Annotated in this window: 18 protein-coding genes; 11 read left to right on the top strand and 7 right to left on the bottom strand. The window is 39.4% G+C overall.

All coding sequences use genetic code 11. The features are described 5' to 3' along the window. Nucleotides 1–7 precede the first annotated feature (7 nt). Entirely contained in the window at nucleotides 8–1,768 is a 1,761-nt protein-coding gene (locus MV676_RS08600; RefSeq protein ID WP_297446806.1) for an SLC13 family permease, read from the bottom strand. Between the two features lie 66 nt (nucleotides 1,769–1,834). Next, nucleotides 1,835–4,009, bottom strand: coding sequence for an IGHMBP2 family helicase (locus MV676_RS08595; RefSeq protein ID WP_297446803.1), 2,175 nt, complete (start codon nucleotides 4,007–4,009; stop codon nucleotides 1,835–1,837). Between the two features lie 137 nt (nucleotides 4,010–4,146). On the opposite strand from MV676_RS08595, the gene fliG reads away from it, so the two are divergent. Genes fliG through MV676_RS08565 form a run of 6 tightly spaced genes read left to right on the top strand, consistent with a single transcriptional unit; the run spans nucleotide 4,147 to nucleotide 8,662 of the window. Further along, nucleotides 4,147–5,190, top strand: a complete 1,044-nt coding sequence (gene fliG / locus MV676_RS08590; protein WP_022846295.1) for a flagellar motor switch protein FliG — start codon at nucleotides 4,147–4,149, stop codon at nucleotides 5,188–5,190. 9 nt (nucleotides 5,191–5,199) lie between these two features. Next, nucleotides 5,200–6,228, top strand: a complete 1,029-nt coding sequence (fliM, locus tag MV676_RS08585; protein ID WP_297446800.1) for a flagellar motor switch protein FliM — start codon at nucleotides 5,200–5,202, stop codon at nucleotides 6,226–6,228. Further along, nucleotides 6,161–6,685: a flagellar motor switch protein FliN gene (fliN, locus tag MV676_RS08580; protein ID WP_022846293.1), complete on the top strand. Its 525-nt coding sequence runs from the start codon at nucleotides 6,161–6,163 to the stop codon at nucleotides 6,683–6,685. The genes fliM and fliN overlap by 68 nt, the downstream gene beginning before the upstream one ends. 38 nt (nucleotides 6,686–6,723) lie before the next feature. Continuing rightward, on the top strand, nucleotides 6,724–7,521 hold the full coding sequence (locus MV676_RS08575) for an HAD-IIA family hydrolase (RefSeq protein WP_022846292.1): 798 nt from the start codon (nucleotides 6,724–6,726) through the stop codon (nucleotides 7,519–7,521). Then, nucleotides 7,518–8,132, top strand: coding sequence for a LysE family transporter (locus tag MV676_RS08570; RefSeq protein ID WP_297446795.1), 615 nt, complete (start codon nucleotides 7,518–7,520; stop codon nucleotides 8,130–8,132). Before MV676_RS08575 ends, MV676_RS08570 begins: the two co-directional genes overlap by 4 nt. A 32-nt stretch (nucleotides 8,133–8,164) precedes the next feature. After that, a complete protein-coding gene (locus MV676_RS08565) occupies nucleotides 8,165–8,662 on the top strand; it encodes a ferritin-like domain-containing protein (RefSeq protein WP_022846290.1) in 498 nt (165 codons plus the stop codon). A 21-nt stretch (nucleotides 8,663–8,683) separates the two neighbouring features. Here MV676_RS08565 and MV676_RS08560 read toward each other — a convergent pair whose 3' ends face one another. Together MV676_RS08560 and MV676_RS08555 are read right to left on the bottom strand one after the other, a co-directional pair. Beyond that, complete coding sequence (locus MV676_RS08560; RefSeq protein ID WP_297446791.1) at nucleotides 8,684–10,420, bottom strand: CoA-binding protein; 1,737 nt, start codon at nucleotides 10,418–10,420, stop codon at nucleotides 8,684–8,686. Nucleotides 10,421–10,438: 18 nt separating this feature from the next. After that, on the bottom strand, nucleotides 10,439–10,642 hold the full coding sequence (locus MV676_RS08555) for a hypothetical protein (protein ID WP_297446788.1): 204 nt from the start codon (nucleotides 10,640–10,642) through the stop codon (nucleotides 10,439–10,441). 85 nt (nucleotides 10,643–10,727) lie between these two features. Between MV676_RS08555 and hemH the strand changes: the two genes are divergently transcribed. Together hemH and hemG are read left to right on the top strand one after the other, a co-directional pair. Beyond that, entirely contained in the window at nucleotides 10,728–11,648 is a 921-nt protein-coding gene (gene hemH / locus MV676_RS08550; protein WP_297446786.1) for a ferrochelatase, read from the top strand. Nucleotides 11,649–11,651: 3 nt separating this feature from the next. Then, nucleotides 11,652–13,019 carry a protoporphyrinogen oxidase gene (hemG, locus tag MV676_RS08545; protein ID WP_297446784.1) on the top strand — a complete coding sequence of 456 codons (1,368 nt, stop codon included), beginning with the start codon at nucleotides 11,652–11,654 and terminating at the stop codon, nucleotides 13,017–13,019. Nucleotides 13,020–13,066: 47 nt separating this feature from the next. Here the strand turns inward: hemG and MV676_RS08540 are convergent, their stop codons facing one another. The 3 genes from MV676_RS08540 to MV676_RS08530 form a co-directional block, all read right to left on the bottom strand. Further along, nucleotides 13,067–15,619 (bottom strand): ATP-dependent Clp protease ATP-binding subunit, encoded by a 2,553-nt coding sequence (locus tag MV676_RS08540; protein WP_297446782.1) that lies wholly within the window; start codon nucleotides 15,617–15,619, stop codon nucleotides 13,067–13,069. Nucleotides 15,620–15,694: 75 nt separating this feature from the next. After that, a complete protein-coding gene (locus MV676_RS08535) occupies nucleotides 15,695–16,066 on the bottom strand; it encodes a helix-turn-helix transcriptional regulator (RefSeq protein ID WP_297446780.1) in 372 nt (123 codons plus the stop codon). Nucleotides 16,067–16,265: 199 nt separating this feature from the next. Further along, the gene (locus tag MV676_RS08530) at nucleotides 16,266–17,066 is read right to left on the bottom strand and encodes a DUF1648 domain-containing protein (RefSeq protein WP_297446777.1); all 801 of its coding nucleotides are present in this window, start codon (nucleotides 17,064–17,066) and stop codon (nucleotides 16,266–16,268) included. 360 nt (nucleotides 17,067–17,426) lie between these two features. Between MV676_RS08530 and MV676_RS08525 the strand changes: the two genes are divergently transcribed. The 3 genes from MV676_RS08525 to MV676_RS08515 form a co-directional block, all read left to right on the top strand. Then, the gene (locus MV676_RS08525; protein WP_297446775.1) at nucleotides 17,427–17,906 is read left to right on the top strand and encodes a prepilin-type N-terminal cleavage/methylation domain-containing protein; all 480 of its coding nucleotides are present in this window, start codon (nucleotides 17,427–17,429) and stop codon (nucleotides 17,904–17,906) included. Nucleotide 17,907: 1 nt separating this feature from the next. Then, the gene (locus MV676_RS08520) at nucleotides 17,908–18,300 is read left to right on the top strand and encodes a prepilin-type N-terminal cleavage/methylation domain-containing protein (RefSeq protein ID WP_297446772.1); all 393 of its coding nucleotides are present in this window, start codon (nucleotides 17,908–17,910) and stop codon (nucleotides 18,298–18,300) included. Beyond that, nucleotides 18,300–18,862, top strand: a 563-nt coding sequence (locus MV676_RS08515; protein ID WP_297446770.1) for a prepilin-type N-terminal cleavage/methylation domain-containing protein, incomplete at its 3' end; no start/stop codon positions are given. The genes MV676_RS08520 and MV676_RS08515, both read left to right, overlap by 1 nt.

The following is an 18,862-nucleotide window of genomic DNA, read 5'->3' as shown; positions in this document are numbered from 1 at the left end:
AAAACTTTTATAAAAACACCAGTTTCAACACGGCAATTGTAACAAACATGTATATTAACGATAACGGAAAGCCGACTTTTAAAAAATCTCTAAAACGGTAGTTACCTGGACCATAGACTAAAAGGTTGGTCTGATAACCTATTGGAGTTAGAAAACTGGCAGAAGCGGCAAACGCGACAGCTAAAACGAAAGCTTTAGGTTCAACAGAAAGTTTCCGGGCAACCGATACTGCTATTGGAAATGTTATGGAAGCTGCAGCAAGGTTTGTTATAAACTCCGTCAAAACGTTTGTTATAAGATAAATAACAAGTAACGCGGATGTTATTCCAAATGGAACAGAAAAGGGAACAACAACATCTGCTATAGCCTGGGCAAGTCCTGTCCCAACCATCGCCTTACCAATTGCAATAGAAAGAGCTGCAATGATAATAATGTTAAGATCAAGGCTCCTTTTAATTTGACTGTAAGTGGCTATCCTGAAAACAACAAAAATAGAAATAAGGAACAACAACGATTCAAAAAGTGGAATTATTCTCAAAGCGGAAAGCAAAATTGCAATGAAAAAACCAACAAGAACAGGGAGGGCTTTTTTCTGATCAATGTTAACAATCTCTCTTACCCTGGAAATCACATAGATATCGTCAGAATCGGAAACCCTATCCCAGAAGTTTTTCCCGGCAAGAATCAAAAGAAGATCTCCCGGTTTTAAAACAATGTTTCCTATCTTACCTTTTAGCCTTTCACCATTCCTGTGAACAGCAACAATTGCCGCATCAAACCGCCCTCTAAAATTCGTCTCCTTTACCCTCTTACCAATGAGAGAAGAATTCTGCGGAACAAGAGCTTCAACAAGTTCCACCTTATCGTCGCCAAAAGAACAGACAGGCGGCAATTTGAATCCATTCTCACCGTTAACAAGCTCAATTATTCTTTCTGTTTCGCCGGCAAAGATAAGAACATCGTTCTCCTTTATGACGTCTTTCGGTGAAACAGGTGTTATTCTCTCTTTTTCCCTTATAATTTCAACCAGGAAAAGCCCTTTAAGATTCCTTAACCTTGCCTCTTCAACCGTTTTACCGGCTATGTTGGAACCTTCCGGAACAATTGTCTCGACAAGATACTCTTTTTTCTTCTCAAGAAACGCAGATACGGCATCCTTTCTATCAGGAAGCAATCTGTGTCCCCAAATTAGCATATAAGCAATACCAGCCACAACAGCAGGAATACCCACATAGCTGAAATCAAAAATTTTAAGAGGCTTCAATCCCGCATTAACGGCAAGACCATTAACGACAAGGTTTGTTGAGGTACCTATAAGGGTAACCGTTCCTCCTAAAATCGCAGCGTAAGAAAGGGGAATCAGCAATTTGGAAGGTGAAATTCCTTTCTTCTTTCCCCAATTATAGACGTAGGGAATTAACGCAGCAACTATGGGTGTATTGTTCAAAAATGCAGAAAAAAAGGAAACCGTTCCCATCAAACGTAAAAGAAATCTCTTATAAGAGAGACTCTCATCCATCAACCTGCTAAAAATGTAGCCAGTTATACGGAAGTTTTTAATTATAGAACTAACAACAAGTAAAAGCGCTATAAGGGCAATCTGTTCATTAGAAAATCCGGAAAGCGCCTGATGGGGCGTTAAGATTCCAACTACAACAAGGAAGGAAACAACTATGGTAAACGAAGCGGCCGGATGAAATGTTTCCTTATAAAGGAAAAAAATTAAAACGGCAATAGAGGCAAATAGGATTAACGCCTGAATACCCATAAATCTGTCTCCTGAACGCCAATTATCATTATTTTAATACATTAATAATTGTTTTTAACCAACTTGCTAATCAGTAGAAACAAAAGTGCCCCTATCTTTCACGTAAGATATAAACCGCCTGTAAACAGGATGGAAAGAGAGTGTCTCACTGTTTCCTATCCCTATAAGTTTTCTGCGGGCCCTTGTAATAGCAACGTTTAGTCTTCTCATATCCTTTAAAAAGCCTATCTCGCCACTCTCATTGGAACGAACGAAAGAAATAACTATTACCTCCTTTTCCCTTCCCTGAAAACCGTCAACAGAATTAACTTCTACTTTTAAATCTCTCTCCGTTAGAAGCTCTTTTATCAGTTTAACCTGATTTGCGTAAGGTGTAATTATTCCTATATCTTTCTTGGACACGCCCATATAAACAAGATGAGAAACAAGACTAACCGCAAGCCTTGCCTCTTCGTAATTTTCATAAGAAGTGCTCCCTTCTGGCTTAAATTCAAACGCGTTTATCTTAGACGTGTCAACAAAGGTTAAAGCTTCTTCAGGATTCAGAATATTTCTGTAAGATTCAGGTACTTTTAAAATCTCAACTCTAAAATCAGCAAGTGTATGGTTTTTAACCGAATCAGCTGCAATAAGTCTTCCTTCGTAAAACTCTTTTGACGGAAATTCCATTATCTTTTCATTCATCCTGTATTGAACAGTAAGCATGGTGGAAAGGTCCTTATGCTCCGATATGAGTCTTTCAAAAAGCGTCTTTTCCAACTCTTTTGCATCCTCACTGGTAACAGTTGGTGGTAACTGTTTATGATCACCGGCAATGTAGAACCTTTTAGCCCTCATAACAGGAATAAGCGTAGAAGGTTCAACTTGTTGGCTTCCTTCATCTACAACAGCAACATCAAACTCAAAACCTTCAAGCAGTTCAGACTTAACCATTGAATTTGTCGCAATAACAACATCCGCGTCAGCAATAATCTCTCTAAAAAGTTGCGCTTCCATCTCTTTCAAGGCTTTTATTCTGATGTCTATCTCGTAATTTACCAAAAGCCAGTTCGCCATAGAACGGATTTTCTTTGCCGGCACACCTCTAAATGACTTCCCCTTCTTTCCTAAATGGATAATCTCTTCATCACTCATCCCCCTTCTTAAGGCAGGAACAGGCTTTAAAAAGTTATCCCTCTTTTCTATCAGTTCTCTTACTTTTTCCCAGCCTTTTCTTATAACTTCACTTTTCTCATGTTCTTCAAAAAGTGCAAAGATGGAAAACCGCTCAAGCTCTTCAAGAACCCTTGCAGGATGACCAATTCTTACAAGTTTTAAATCTGAATATTTAGATAGGTTCAACAAAATATTATCTGCAGCGATGTTTGAATCTGCTGTGGCAAGCACCTTTTCCTTTCTCTTCACTAATTGAACAATCAATTCTGTTATTGTACTGGTCTTCCCTGTCCCCGGCGGGCCATGGACAAGATAAAAGTCCGGTGAACCAAGAGCAGCACTAACGGCCATCTTCTGAGAATCATTAAGCTTTTCATTAACAGGAATAAAAGGCTCTCTTTCGGACAGAGAAGGTCTTTTTAAACCCAAAATAATATTCCTTAATACCCTCTTCCTCCCAAAAGCGTGACGAACTTCTTCTAAATTCTCCTCCATCCTCTTAAATGTGATATCGTTAACGTAAAGGTCAAGCCTGACACCTTTTTTATAAACCCACTGGGGTGGCCTATTATCAAATGCGACTGTAATCGTTTTTTCAGTTACTCTAATAACTGTTCCAAGAAGATCACTTTTAAGCGGATTTCCACGACTAACAAGGACTATATCACCGTTTCCAATCTCCGTATCTATAGACTTCTCCCTGTAAAACCTGACAAGATGAAGATGAAACTTCATACCGGCACGAACACCTTTAAGGTCTAAAATTGCCCTTCCCAAAAGTTCTCTCTCTCTACCAGATAACCTCTTTATCTCTTCTTCCTGGAATTCCATCTCCGCAAGTCTTTCTATATCTATAAGATATTTAAAATGTTCAACATAATTGTGAACTGTCTTTATCTCCCGCTCTGTCTCCTCGTCAGGAACAAAATCCTCATAAGCCTTCGTTAAAGATTCATCCTTCAAATAGACCAGGGCTGACAGATTCGCTATGAAAACACTCTTTATATCATGCTTCCTTAACCCGATCTTTTTAAGTTCGCGGTAGAGTCTCTTCTCATCCGTAACACCGTTTATCAAAATTGGCATCTTCACCTCTCGCAAAAATTCGTTTATGCTTCTAATATACGACTGACAGAAAACTTTTCACTTTCTAAACCTTTCAAAGGTTGATTTAATTGTTATAATATTTTTCTAACAGTTTCAAAACAACCACCGGGTGGCTTATGGCAGAAAACACAGAAAAGAAAGAAATAAAGTCAACAGGGAGGATTACAGGCGCGCAGAAAGCGGCCATTCTCATACTTTCTCTGCCAGAAGATGAAGCGGCAAACGTTCTAAAAAAGATGAAAGAACATGAAATAGAGAAGTTAGTAAAATCCATGTTCTCCCTTGGACCTGTAAACAAGGAACTCGTAAAACTTGTTCTTGAAGAAGCTTACGGTAAACTTACGCAGCTTGCCCCTCTAAAAGTTGCTCCTGATAACCTGAGGAAGCTGCTTGAAAAGGCGTTACCGCCTGAAAAGTACAGGGAACTACTTGAAAGCACAATGTTCTCTGAAAACAAAAAGATGGTGTTTAAAGAACTTGAAAAACTTGACCCGAAATTCATTGCAAAACTGATAGAGAAAGAACACCCTCAGATAATTGCCATTGTCCTGTCCCAGATAAAACCGCAAAAAGCAGCTGAAATTATCCAGTACCTTCCTAAACGCCTGGGTGTTACAAACGTTAGAGATGAAGTAATAAAAAGACTGGCAACACTTGAGAAGATATCAACAAACACGTTAAAGCTTGTCACTGAAGCTTTAGAAGAAGAACTTATAACAGTGGGCGCTGGAAAAGAACAGACATTAAGCGGTGTTGATATAGCGGCAGAAATTGTTAACGCACTTCCAAAAGAACTTGCCAACGAAATTCTTGAAGATATAAGGAAGGAAAACGAAAGTCTGGCAGATTCCATTGAAGAAAGAATGTTCAAATTTGAAGACATTCTTAAACTTGATAACCGTGCAATTATTGAAATCCTCAAAGCAGTTGAGAAAAACGATCTTATCCTTGCACTTAAAGGCGCACCTGAAGAAATTGTCAACAAGTTCCTGTCCAACATGTCCAAACGTGCCGCCCAGATGCTTATGGAAGACATGGAAGCACTTGGACCTGTTAGAAAATCTGACGTTGAAAAAGCAAGGAAGAAGATTATTATGGTCATAAAACAGCTTGCAGCTGAAGGTAAAATAGACATCGGCGGTTCTGAAGAACTGGTGTAAGGAGGAAGCGTGGCAGAAGATTTCCTCTCCCAGGAAGAGATAGATGCTCTTTTAGGGGAAGATAAAGATAATAAGGAAGAAAATACCGAAGCCAAAAAAATAAGGCCCTTTGATTTTTCTGAACTTGAACAAATAAAGAAAGGAGATGTCCCCGGCCTTGAACTTATATTTGAAAGGTGGATTAAAATTTTCAGCGAAAGAATAAGAGGTTTAGTACCAAGAATCTCCATGGTAAGCAAGAACAGCATTTATATAACAAAATTTGACAACTTTATGTCAAAAATTCCTTTACCATCAAGCTACAGCATAGTAAGCATGAAACCATTAAAAGAAAATTTCCTCTTTGTTCTTGACTCAAGGTTAGTTTTCGTAATTATAAGTGTAATGTTCGGAGGCCCTGCAAAACCATTCAAGGTAGAAGGAAGAGATTTCACAAGACTTGAAACAAAAATCATAAGTGATTTCGTTGATATAGCTCTTGAAACATTTGAAGACATCTGGAAAGAGTTTTATCCTGTAAAAATAGACCTGAAATCAATAGAGTTAAACCCTACTCTGGCAAGAATCGTATCACCTAACGATAAAGTTATAGTTGTAGAATGCAACATGGATATAGAAGGTTACGAGGCACCTTTTTTCTTCTGTTTCCCACAGGATTTGTTCCTGCCCATAAAAGACATGATCTTTTCAGAGACAGGGTTTACCAAAAAAGATCCTGTGTGGGATAGAGAACTTATAAGAAAGTTAAAACATCTTAAACTCAATCTTTACCTTGAACTTGAAAAGAAAAAAGTAAAAGTCAAAGAACTTGTTAACTGGAAAGCTGGTGATAAGATTCTTCTTTCTGTAACAAAAGGCGATGAAATTTTACTTTACGTGGAGGATAAACCAAAATTTAGGGCAAAAATGGGTAAAATAAAGGATAAATACGCAGCACTTATAACAGACACAGCTATTGAGAGGAACAGAAATGGCAGAGGAGAAGCAGAATCAACAGGAAGTGAACCAAAATCAAACGGAACAGAATCAACAGAGTGAGTTATCTCAAGAAGAAATTGCCGCGCAATGGGAGCAGGCTCTTTCTCAGCAGGAAGCGGATAAAGAGCAGAAAGAGAAATCTGCTGAAACTGAAGACTCTTCATCAAAGGAAACACCTGCTGAAGACGTAATGGCTGACTGGTCTCAAGCTTTAGCAGAACAACAGGAAGCTGAAAAAATAGCCTGTCCGGAACTTGAAAAGATGGAACTTTTAGCAGACATACCTGTTGAAATATCCGTGGAAGTGGGCAACACAGAGATGACATTAGAAGATATTTTGAACCTTCACCCAAACAGCATCGTTGAACTTGACAGACATATAAACGAACCAGTTGACATAAAGGTTAATGGAAAGTTAGTTGCAAAAGGTGAACTTTACGTTGTGGAAGACCAATACGGAATAAAAATAACACAGATTGTAACACCCGAAGAGCGGCTCAAACTGATAGATTACTAACTTAATCAATACATCTTCTCAAAATCGGAGGACTATCAATGGCGGAAGTGGCCTTCCTGCTTGATCTTGAGGGAACACTTGTAAAAGATAAATCCTATACACCTTTCCCTGAAGCTCTTGAATTCACCGAAAAACTTGACTCCATGGGCATACCATGGATAGTCGCAACCAACAACTCAACCGAAAAACCTTCAGAACTAATAGAAATACTGAAAAGTAAAGGTTTTAACGTAAACGAAAAGAAACTCTTATCGCCATCATTTCTTGCAGTGGATACATTGAAAAAGGAAGGCGTAAAATCCATATACTTCTTGGGCACAGAAAAAATAAAATCGTTCCTGAGAGAAAGCGGCTTTGAAGTAAAAGATGACTACAACGTTGATGCAGTGGTAGTTGGAAGGGACAAAGAAGTTGACTTTAAAAAACTAAAAACGGCCACATCGGCAATCGTTTTAAACAGCGCAAAGCTTTTCTCGTATCACATGAACAGAATTATCCTTGACAGGGACGGCCTTGTAAGTCCAAGTGTCGGTGCAATAGCGACCTGCCTTTCGTATGCGGGAAACTGCCCCGTTGTATCCTTTGGAAAACCTTCAAAACTCTACTTTGAAAGAGCATTTGAACTTGTAGGAATAAAGGAGCCTTCAAAAATCTATATGGTAAGTGACGACCCGTTCTCGGACCTTGCTGGTGGAAAAGAAGCTGTTGGCTTTAAAACTGTTTTCGTCCTTTCCGGAAAGTACTCTTCACCGGACATTTTAAACTCAATCGATGAGAACCTTCGTCCCGACTACGTATTTAAAACCATAAAAGAATGTGAAAGGTTATTAAAATGATAAAAATAGCAGCTACTCTGTTTATAGTCTGGACCCTGCTCCTCTTAACACCGGGGCCGGACTTCATATTAGTTATGAAAAACACCATCAGCGGTGGCTACAAAAACGGTTTTCTAACAATTTTGGGAATTACAACAGGTATTGTCATCCATACACTTACTGCAGTATTTGGTATCTGCCTTCTATCACAAAACCCGACGCTGTTTAAAATCGTTAAATCGGCTGGTTCTTTATATCTTATATACATAGGCATATCGGGATTTCTTCAAATGAGAAAAAGAATAGACAGATTTGAAATAAAAAGTGAAAAAACTTTAACATCGAGCAGAAAAAATTTCCGTGAAGGATTTTTCTGCAACATTTTAAATCCCAAGTTGCCCCTTATACTTTTAGGTATATTCACCCAGCTAATACCGCCTCAAACACCAGCGCCTGTGAAACTTCTCTTCGGTGCGGAAATAGTAGCAACAAGTTTCATAATGTGGAACTTGGTTTCTCTCTTTTTTGGCAACAAACGTGTCCTTGATAAACTTTCAAAATTTGAAAGAGAAATTCTGTTCACTGCAAATTTAGTGCTTATACTCCTTGGCGGATACGAGCTGATATCTTAAATTTAAAAATAGAAAAGAAATCTGGAGGAATCATGGGAACGAGAGGAAGAGCACTTGTTGGCGAACATGCGGACAAAATTGTTGAAATGCTCAACAAAGCCCTGTGTGATGAATGGCTTGCCTATTATCAGTACTGGATAGGTTCAAAAGTTGTAAAGGGACCCATGAAAGATGCAGTAATAGCAGAGTTGGTTCAGCACGCAACCGATGAGCTAAGGCATGCCGATATGCTTGTAACAAGAATTCTTGAGCTCGGCGGAACACCGATATTAACGCCAAAAGAATGGTTTGAAAAGACAAACTGCGGATATGAAACACCCGATGACCCGTTTGTGAGAAAAATCCTTGAACAGAACGTAAGGGGAGAACAGTGTGCAATTGATACCTACAGTGAAATATTGAAATTTACAAAGGATATAGATCCTATCACTTACAATCTTGTCCTTCAAATACTTACCGATGAGGTTGAACACGAAGAGGACCTTCAGGCCCTCCTTGAAGACCTTGAAAATTTGAAATTTATAAGATAAGAGCCGGAATTTTTTCCGGCTTTACCTTTCTGTTAAAAAAGAGACCACTTTCGCCATGAGAAGCGGCTCTGTAAATGCGGGAATGCCGTTTTTCTCAACATACTTTATGCCATTTTTTACAGAAAATCCTCCTATAAAACAGGGAAAAACGGGTTTAGCTACCCTTTTTTGAAAATCTACTATCTCACGTGCAATAAAGTGGATATCGGTCATGTATTGAGGCGTCACAACCACAAAGGCAACATCCCAATCAAGGTTTTCAACTGCTTTAAACGTTTTTTCATACCTTAAAGAAGTGGCATCACCAAGTATATCTATTGGATTTATGCGGCTCCACCCTTTAGGAAGGAAAGAGCTAAGCTTTTTCTTAATCGGTTCAATATCAATCAGCAAAAATCCATACAAAGAAAGGTAGTCGGCAAGAAGTGCCCCAAATCCTCCTGCATTAGTGATAACAACCGCTCTATTACCCTTTAATTTCCCATAACATGATAAAACTCGTGAACACTCAAGAGCTTCATCAACACTATCAACAACAATACCTTCCTTTAACGTTACCACATCTTTAAAAACTCTATAATCACCGGCAAGGGCACCTGTGTGGGAAGATGTAGCCCTTTTTCCCTCACTACTTCTACCGGCTTTTATAAAAACAACCGGTCTCCTCTTTAAAATGGAAAACAGCAACTCTCCGTCTTTTATTTCTTCAACGTAGACCATAAAAACACGGTTTCTTTCACTATCTGAAAGGGACTGAAGCAAAGAGGTAACTGAAATATCAACCTGATTTCCAAGGCTGAAAACAGAAGAAAAACCAAAATCCTCTTCAAGTGCTTTATCCAAAATAGCGGTAATGATTGCACCACTCTGGGATATAAAAGCCACATTACCTCTTTCGGGCATAACCTTTGAAAATGAAGCATTCAAACCAATAGAAGGAATTATAAAACCAAGCGTGTTAGGACCTAAAATCCTTATACTGTAATTTCTGGCTATATCCTTTATTTCTTTCTCAAGTAGCTTTCCCTCTTCTCCTCTCTCACCAAATCCGGCAGAAATGATAACTGCAAGCTTTACGCCTTTCTCACCACACTCCCTCAAAACTTCAGGAACTAAAGGCGCAGGGACAGCTATAACAGCACAGTCCACATTATCTTTGACTGATAAAACAGACGGGAAACACTTTTTTCCATTTATTTCACTATACTTTGGATTAACTGCAAACACTTTTCCCGAAAAATCTGAAAGATTCTTTAAAAGGGCATAGCCTACAGAACCTTCCCTCTTTGAAGCACCTATAACGGCAACTGACTCAGGACAAAAGATATCAGAAGGAACAGGCGTTGCTTCTTTTTCTTTTTCAAAAACATCCCCTATAAAGCCCTTACCATCGGCAGGAAGGACAAAATCCCCTCCTATAAAAAGGGGATTTATCTCAATTTCTTCTATCTCCGGGAAAATTCCGGGAATCTTTAAAAAATTAAAAACAAAATCTATAAAAAGCTCTTCATTACCTCTTTTATTCCTGTATCCTTTAATGAGTTTTAAAAGTCTTGTCTTTTTAAGTGCCTTTCCAATCTCACTACGTGTGGCAAACGCCGGCAGAAAAACGACATCATCTAAAAACTCAACGAAGAAACCACCCGTTCCAAAACCTCCAACAAAACCAAAAGAAGAATCTCTCTTAAGAGTTAGAAAAGCCTCTATACCTTCTACTTTTTCCTCTACTATAAAGCATTCTGCATCGGGAAAACGCATTGAAAGAGTATTAATGGCCTATTTCACAGCTCTATCATCAGAACATTCAATAACTCCGCCAGCTTCCGTTTTGTGAATAGGTTTTCTAACGACAGGCTTAACTATAGCGGGAAAGTAATTCCAATCAAGACTATCCACACTGTGAAAAACCTTATGCCGTACCACCGGCAGTCCCACTTTACCAAGAATTTCATAAATTTCAGGTTCTGTTATAAATTTCATTGCCCCTCCAAAACAAGACCTCTTACATTTAAATATACCTTAAAAACTGCTATCATTCCTCTTATTCAAGATTCCAAGAGGTGAGGTGTTGAAGAAGGCAAATCTAATAGTTTACATGGGCGGACCTTCCGATATAAAAGAGATCAAACCTTTCTTGTACCGTCTGTTTTCCGACAGAGACCTTATAAACTTTGGTGTTCCAGAATTTTTACAGAAACCTCTTGCCTACATAATAGCCACAATCCGTTCGAAAAAAGTAGCACCAAACTACCAGGCAATTGGCGGAAGCTCACCAACCGTTAAATACGCCATTGAAATAGCAAAAGCTGTTGAGGAAATAACAGGTGTAAAGACATTTACAGGAATGCTCTATTCAGCTCCATTGCTTAAAGAGGTTGCTGCAGAAATCAAAGATTATGGCGCCACAGAGATTGCAGCTATCTCTCTGTATCCTCACTACTCTTTTGCCACGGCAGGCGCCTGTGTAAGAGACGTTAAAAACCATTTCAAAAATGCGAAAACCGTAAAATCGTGGTGCAGAAATCCTCACTACATAACCTGGATAAGAAAACAGCTTGAAAACAGCCTTAAAAACACGAAAAATCCCTTTATACTCTTCAGTGCCCACAGCTTGCCGGCATACCTGATTGAAAGAGGCGATCCTTACATAAAAGAAATAGAAGATACCGTTTCCCTTGTCATGAAAGGACTTGACATACCTTTTTCCATCTCCTACCAGAGTAAAGTTGGACCAATAAAATGGCTCGAACCAGCAACGGAAGAAGTGATAGAAAAGTTAGGAAAAGAAGGCATTAAAGAGTTGGTTGTTTTCCCGATAAGCTTTATCTCTGAACACATAGAAACACTGTTTGAACTTGATGTAGAATATAGAGAAGTGGCAGAAAAGGCAGGCATTGAAAAATACATTAGAGTACCACTAAACCATCGCGACAAAGACCTGATAACTGCCATATCGCAGGAGTGCCAAAAACTTTTAAGAGGTTAACAGATGAAAAAGGTTGCAGTCGTAGGTGCAGGAGTTTCAGGACTTTCAACGGCATTTTACATTGAAAAGTTCGGCGGTGATAACGTTTCAGTAACTATTTTTGAAAAGGAAAACGTGCCGGGCGGAAAAATGTTAACCGTCCAAAAAGATAGGTTTATCATAGAAACAGGACCAAACGGCTTTTTAGACAATAAACCTTATACACTCGACCTTGTAAAAGACTTAAAGATAGAGGATAGACTTTATAGAAGTTCTGACAAGGCAAGAAAGCGTTTTGTTTTTGTTAACGGTAAACTGGTTCGCCTTCCGGAAAATCCCATAGCTTTCCTTTCATCTTACGTCATGTCTTTCAAAGGAAAACTCAGACTTGCGGCAGAATACTTTATACCTCCCAAAAAAGACGATTCTGACGAAAGCCTCTCATCGTTTGTTAAAAGAAGAATAGGCAAAGAGGCACTTGAAAAACTCATAGACCCCATGGCTGCCGGAATATTCGCCGGTGATCCCGATAAACTAAGTGTAAAAGCAGCCTTCCCTGCCGTATGGCATCTCGAGAAAAAGTACGGCGGCTTGATAAAGGGTCTTTTAGCAATGAAAAAAGAAAAAAAAGATGCAACGGCAGGGCCCGGTGGTGTTCTGACATCATTTAAAGGCGGCGTTAAAGACCTGATAGACGCCCTCGTTGCAAACATAAAAGGTGAAATTCACCCTGGAACTACCGTCAAAAAACTGATACCGGAAAACGGAAAGTGGAAAATTGTTTATGAAAAGGATGATGAAATCTTTGAAGAAAGCTTTGATAAAGTAGTTTTATCAACACCTTCTTACGTTGCAGCAGCCCTTGTTAAAAATTTTGACGAAAAACTTGCAGAGAAGCTCTACGAAATAGAATATTCACCGATAGCCGTAATAGCTTTCGGGTTCATAAAAAAAGGATTGGGACACAATCTTGATGGCTTTGGATTTTTGGTTCCAAGATCTGAAGGCAGAAAAATATTAGGCGTTCTCTGGGATTCAAGTGTTTTCCCGAACAGAGCACCGGAAGGAAAAGCACTTATAAGGGCTATGGTGGGTGGTGCAAGACAACCTCACCTTGCACTGGCAGGAGAAGAAGAAATAGCAAGAATGACTTATAAAGACATTAAAAGAATTATGAAAATTCGCCACAGACCTATTATGACAGCCGTTTTTAAACATCCAAAGGGCATCCCCCACTACACTGTAGGACACGTTGAAAAGGTAAATGAAATCTTTAAACTTGCTTCAAACCATGGCGGGTTATTTTTAAACGCCAACGCCTACAGAGGCGTTGGCGTAAACGATTGTGTCTATAACTCACTAAAAACAGCAGAAATGGTAATTTCAGAATAAAAAAGGGGGCTTTAAAGCCCCCTTTCAATTTTCACGAACAACGTCAATCACTCTTTATCTTCACCCTCTTCCTTGCCATCGTCAGCTTTCTTCTCTTCTTCACCTTCTGTTTTTATCTCAGCTTTTGTAGCCTCTGGAAGTTCAGGTTTTTCAACGCTAAAGGTAAATTCACCTTTTTCCTTATCATAATCAACCTTAACGGTGTCACCTTCCTGAACGTTGCCCTTCAGTATCTCAACAGAAAGCGGTGTCTCAACTTCTCTCTGTATCGTTCTCTTAAGCGGTCTTGCGCCAAACTCGGGAACATAACCACGCCTGGCAAGCTCTTTCTTGGCCTCTTCTGTAAGCCTGATTTTAATACCCCGCTCTTCAAGTCTCCTGTTAAGCTGCCTGATAAGCAAGTCAACAATCTGCTTAATCTCTTCCTCTGCAAGCGGATGGAAGATGATTATTTCATCAATTCTATTGAGGAATTCAGGCCTAAACCTCTTCTTAAGCTCGTTCATTATCTGCTCTTTAATCTTGTCATAATTCTTCTCAAACTCTTCTTTAGAAAGGTGCATCAAATATTCAGAACCAACATTAGAGGTCATAATTATCACTGTATTGCTGAAATCTACAGTTCTACCCTTTGCATCTGTTAGCCTTCCATCGTCAAGTATCTGGAGAAGGATGTTAAACACATCTGGATGGGCTTTCTCAATCTCGTCAAGAAGAATAACACTGTAAGGTTTCCTTCTAACAGCTTCTGTAAGCTGACCGCCTTCATCGTAACCAACATATCCCGGAGGTGCACCGATAAGTTTTGAAACTGCATGCTTTTCCATGTACTCAGACATGTCAAGTCTTATAATTGCCGTCTCATCGCCAAAGAGATACTCTGCAAGTGTTTTCGCAAGCTCTGTCTTACCAACACCCGTCGGTCCAAGGAAGAGGAAGCTTCCAAGCGGCCTGTTTGCAGGCTGAAGTCCCGCTCTTGCCCTTCTTATAGCTTCTGAAATGGCCTTTATAGCTCTCTCCTGGCCAATAACTCTTTCGTGAAGCTCTTTCTCCATTCTTAAGAGTTTTTGTATCTCTTCTTCCTGAAGCTTTGAAGCAGGGATACCTGTCATTTCAGAGATAACTTCTGCAATGTCTTCTGCCGTTACAACAGGCCTGTCGCCTTTTGACTCCTCTTTCATCTTGGCCTGCTTCTCTTCAAGCTCCTTGATCTTCTCTTCTATCTTCTTAATTTCAGCCTTGAGCTTTGCAGCCTTGTCAAACTCTTCTTTCTTAACAGCTTCATCAAGCTCTGCTCTCAGCTCATGGAGCTTTTCCTTAAGCTCGTGCATTTCAGGTGAAACATAAGTAGCCTGAATTCTCTTCCTTGCACACGCCTCATCAAGAACATCTATAGCCTTGTCAGGCAGATATCTTCCCTGAATGTACTTTTTAGAAAGCTTAACAGCTGCCTCTATAGCTTCATCGGTTATCTTAACCTTATGGTGCTCTTCAAGTTTTGGTCTTAAACCCTTAAGCATAAGAATTGCAGTATCCACATCCGGCTCGTCAACCCAAACCGGTGCAAATCTCCTCTCAAGGGCAGGGTCTTTTTCTATATGCTTTCTGTACTCATCGGTTGTTGTAGCGCCTATAACCCTAAATTCACCCCTTGCAAGTGCCGGTTTCATAATGTTAGCTGCATCCATGGAACCCTCTGCAGCACCAGCGCCAATAACTGTATGAAGCTCATCGATAAAGAGAATAATGTTGCCTTCATTTTTAACAGCATCAAGCACCTGCTTGAGTCTCTCTTCAAACTCTCCACGATACTTTGTTCCAGCAACAAGCGACGCCATATCAAGTGTAACTATCCTTTTATCTTTCAAATCGTCAGGCACTTCACCGTTAACAATTTTTTGAGCGACACCTTCAACAATTGCGGTCTTACCAACACCAGCAGGACCTACAAGAACAGGATTGTTTTTTGTCCTCCTTGAAAGAATCTGAATAACCCTTTTCATCTCTGTTTCTCTATCAATTACGGGGTCAAGTTTACCCTCTTCTGCAAGTCCCGTGAGATCAATAGCGTATTTGCGAAGAATTTCTGGAAGCTGCTTTCCACCTTTCTTTCCAGTAATATCCCTGGAGAGTTTCTTCTTACCAGATCTATACTTTTCAACCGCCTTAACAGCTTCATCTTTGGTCATACCAAGCTTGTTCAAAATTCTGGCAGCCATTCCTTCAGGAACATTAAACAGTGCAAGGAAAAGATGTTCAACATCCACGTTTCTTGCTTTCATATTTTTCGCTTCATCTATTGCTGAATCAAGGACTTTTTTAAGAGTCGGCGTAATGTAAATCTCTTCATATCCAGTGTAACCAGTAGAGAGTCCAAGTCTTCCAAGCCTATCAACATGTTCTCTTATGAACTTCTTAACCTTTATCGGGTCATAACCAGCTATAGTAAAAATATCCACAACAGGTGAACCCGGAATTTCAACAAGAGCAAGCAGCAAATGCTCTGTATCAACATACCTCTCGCCAAGTTGTCTTGCAATTTCCTGAGAAAGCATAATAGAATCTTTTGCCCTTCCGCTTAAAAGATCCCAGATGTTCATAATCTACCTCCCTGTAGAAAAATTTTTTCTTATTCGTCGCCTTACAATTCAGGCAGCCAAAACCGTCCGCACAAGTTATTCAGAGAGAATTTCTATAAGCTTTTTCACGTTAAGCTCTTTAAAATCTTCCTCTTCAAGACGTTCAACAAATGCCTGTTTTAACGTTTCATCAAGAAGCTGAGAGAGAAGTTTAAATAAACGGTTAAGCTCATCTTCCATATTAAGAATAAGTTCAACACCCGCTACATTAACACCTCTATCTCGAGTAAGAGCAACTATACGCTTCACCCGCTTAAGGTCCGCCTCAGAATAAAGCCTTGTTTTACCTTCCGTTCTTGAAGGTTTTAAAAGTCCCTCATTTTCATAAAACCTCAAAGTCTGGGGATGAACTCCAGCAAGCTTAGCCACAACACTTATCATATATACTGGGGTATGTTCATCCTTCATTCCCACCGCCTCCTTCTGATTGTTAATTTAGGATTTTTGAATGAAATTGTCAAGAAATTTAAAACGACTTTTTAGATACTTGGCCTGACTTAAACAAATTTACAGACAAGGAAAATTTTGCTAATCACCGAACCATTGTTAATAAGATTATTTACACCTCATTAGTTAATAGGTGGATTAAAAATGAAAAGTTGCAAAATCACGCAATCACCTCGCAGCGCCAAACCCATGCTATCCAGACTATCAGCAGTACGATAAAACAGGTTACGAGCAATACAATTGAATTGCCTGAGATCATACCCGCATTGTAGAGCAGAGCAAGCGTTACAGCAGTTGCAACGATAAACTGCACACCCGTGAGAACTTTAAAGACTGCTACCTGACTTCCCTTCGGATAGCGGACGAGCATCGGCTCCTTTAAGGACACTGCCGTAATTACCGGAACTATAGCCATAACAGTGAGTGGAATTGTGAGAGCTCCGGAGAACTTGCTGGCGTAACCGTTAGGTCTACCGCTCGCACTGAAGTGTATCGCAACGGTATCCGGAAGTTTATTCCACAGAGCCAAAGCGAGAATCAGGTAAACAACGACGGGAATTAGCTGGACGAGCAGATACAGTTTCACGTCTGTGGATTTTGCTTCCATCTTTTTCAGTCTCGCAGCACTTACATGGGTTTTCAGGCCTTCCCTTTTGTAGGTTTCCTTTGCTATTCTGTAGCTCTGAACTGCGAGTACTGCAGCCAGAATCAGGATTATCGCCAGAAAGACGGATCTGGAGGGATGAAAGATTAAAGATACTGCCAGGAGGACAAAACCGGATACCATACAGTAAATACCGGCGAAAGTGTTCGCCCTCCTCCAGGCTTCCTTTGAAAGGTACGTGTACCCTATCCTTATACCTATGTACGGATTGGGAGTGTTTCTGAAAGCGTAGAGCAGTACACCCATCAGTATGGAAAGGATGGAAACAGCAATCTGATAATTAATCTGGTAGTTCATTTTTCCACCTCCTCAAGGTTTTCAATTACTCCTTTCAGGAGAGTTATCCCATCCTTCAACTCTTTCAGAACTTCTCTTTCCAGCTCCGTGAGTCCGTAGCACTTTCCCAATCTTACATCCATAATCCAGAAATTTTCAATCAGTCCCTATTTCTACAGACTCTTTAGCACGTCGTATAGAGACCCTAACTCGGAACTAACTTTCCGGAATATTAGATTTTCGAAAGGTTTTCTTTCTTATAGCGTATTCGTACATTTCTCCAGATATGAAGTATAGAGTATAATATATAATAGAACTAATTAACCTCAGTATAGAGAATAAAATGCATAAAAAGAACACGGCATAAAAAAGGATAAAAAAATGAAAAACAGAGGATTTACCCTTACTGAATTAATTGTGGCCATTGCTGTAGTATTAATTTTATCAGCTATAGCAGTTCCTCAAATAAGTACATGGATACACCAAATTAAAGTTAAGCAAATTGCAGAAGAGCTTACTTCTGACTTAATGTGGGCACAAAGCCTTGCAATGGAAAAAGGTGGAAGTGCTGTAGCTTTTGATACCAACGCTTATTACATAGCCGCTCCTTATGGTTCCGGTACCACCCCTGTATTGATAAAACAGGTCTCTCTCCCCAGTGAAATAACGCTAACACCTGTTTTTAGTCTTTCTATAACAGACGATTTCAATGGCACTCTTCCAACAGCTTTACCTATCGTTGTTTTTAAAAGGAATAAACTCCTTTATCCAAGTGGGCACATTGACATTTCCGGATATGGAATATCTTATAGAATAACCGTAAATCAAACGAGCGGAAGAATCTATTTGCAGAGGTTATAAATTGAAAAAGGAAGGTTTTACTGTCGTTGAAACTTTAATAGCAATGGCTATATTTGCTATCGCAATACTCGGAATAGGTATGCTTATTATATTCAACATTAAATACTCAAAAATAAACCAGGAAAGAGAAGCGGCTCTCTATAAAGCCAACAAAGTTCTTGAACACCTTGCAAGCCTCAACTATACTGATCCCTGCCTAACTGTAGGAACTGATGAGACCTGTGACAACGATCCTGATACATGCTGTGATGGATTCAGCGGTGATGCCAATATCGAATGGATAGTTGATAATGGAGTGGATCCAAATACCAAAAAGATAAAGGTAATCAGCAATTTTTCATACCAAAACTACCACGGAAATGTTACATTAGAATATATAAAAGGAAACTGGTAATGAAAACTTCAAGGTCAGGATTTACACTTTTAGAAGTTGTAGTAGCCATGGTGATAGGCATCATCATTATGGCTGCTGCTGTTATTTTTTTCTCTTATGGATACAAGCAGCTTGATACGACCATGAAAACCTCCAGGGGCAACATATCTGTATTTAATGTTGTAGAAATCATAGATTCAGATTTAAGAAAAGCAGGATATGGAGGTGTGGCTGCCGCAGGAATAACACCTGTTAGTGGAAACGGAAGTGCTACCGATCCACTAACTATATACTATATAGACTATACAGATACTGCGAACAATTGTGACAATCAAACATGGAGTACCGCAAATCCGGTATGTAAATATAAAATTGAATATTACTTAAACAGCAACAATATCATAAGAAGGGTTTACCAGAATGCTACAGGAACAGGTACTGGTGCATCTATGTTTGACAGTAATATCGTAACAGTAGATACATTCAACGTTACTGTTGATTCTACAAATCATACCGTTTCATACACTATATCTGGAAAAGTAAAAGATAAAAGCTTCACAATTGGTGATGAAGTAATCTGCAG

Origin of the sequence: Desulfurobacterium sp., from assembly GCF_027028515.1 — a bacterium.
In the GTDB taxonomy this organism is placed as follows: domain Bacteria; phylum Aquificota; class Aquificia; order Desulfurobacteriales; family Desulfurobacteriaceae; genus Desulfurobacterium_A.
The sequence above is the reverse complement of the archived record's forward strand: the minus strand, read 5'-3'. Positions and strand labels throughout refer to the sequence as shown.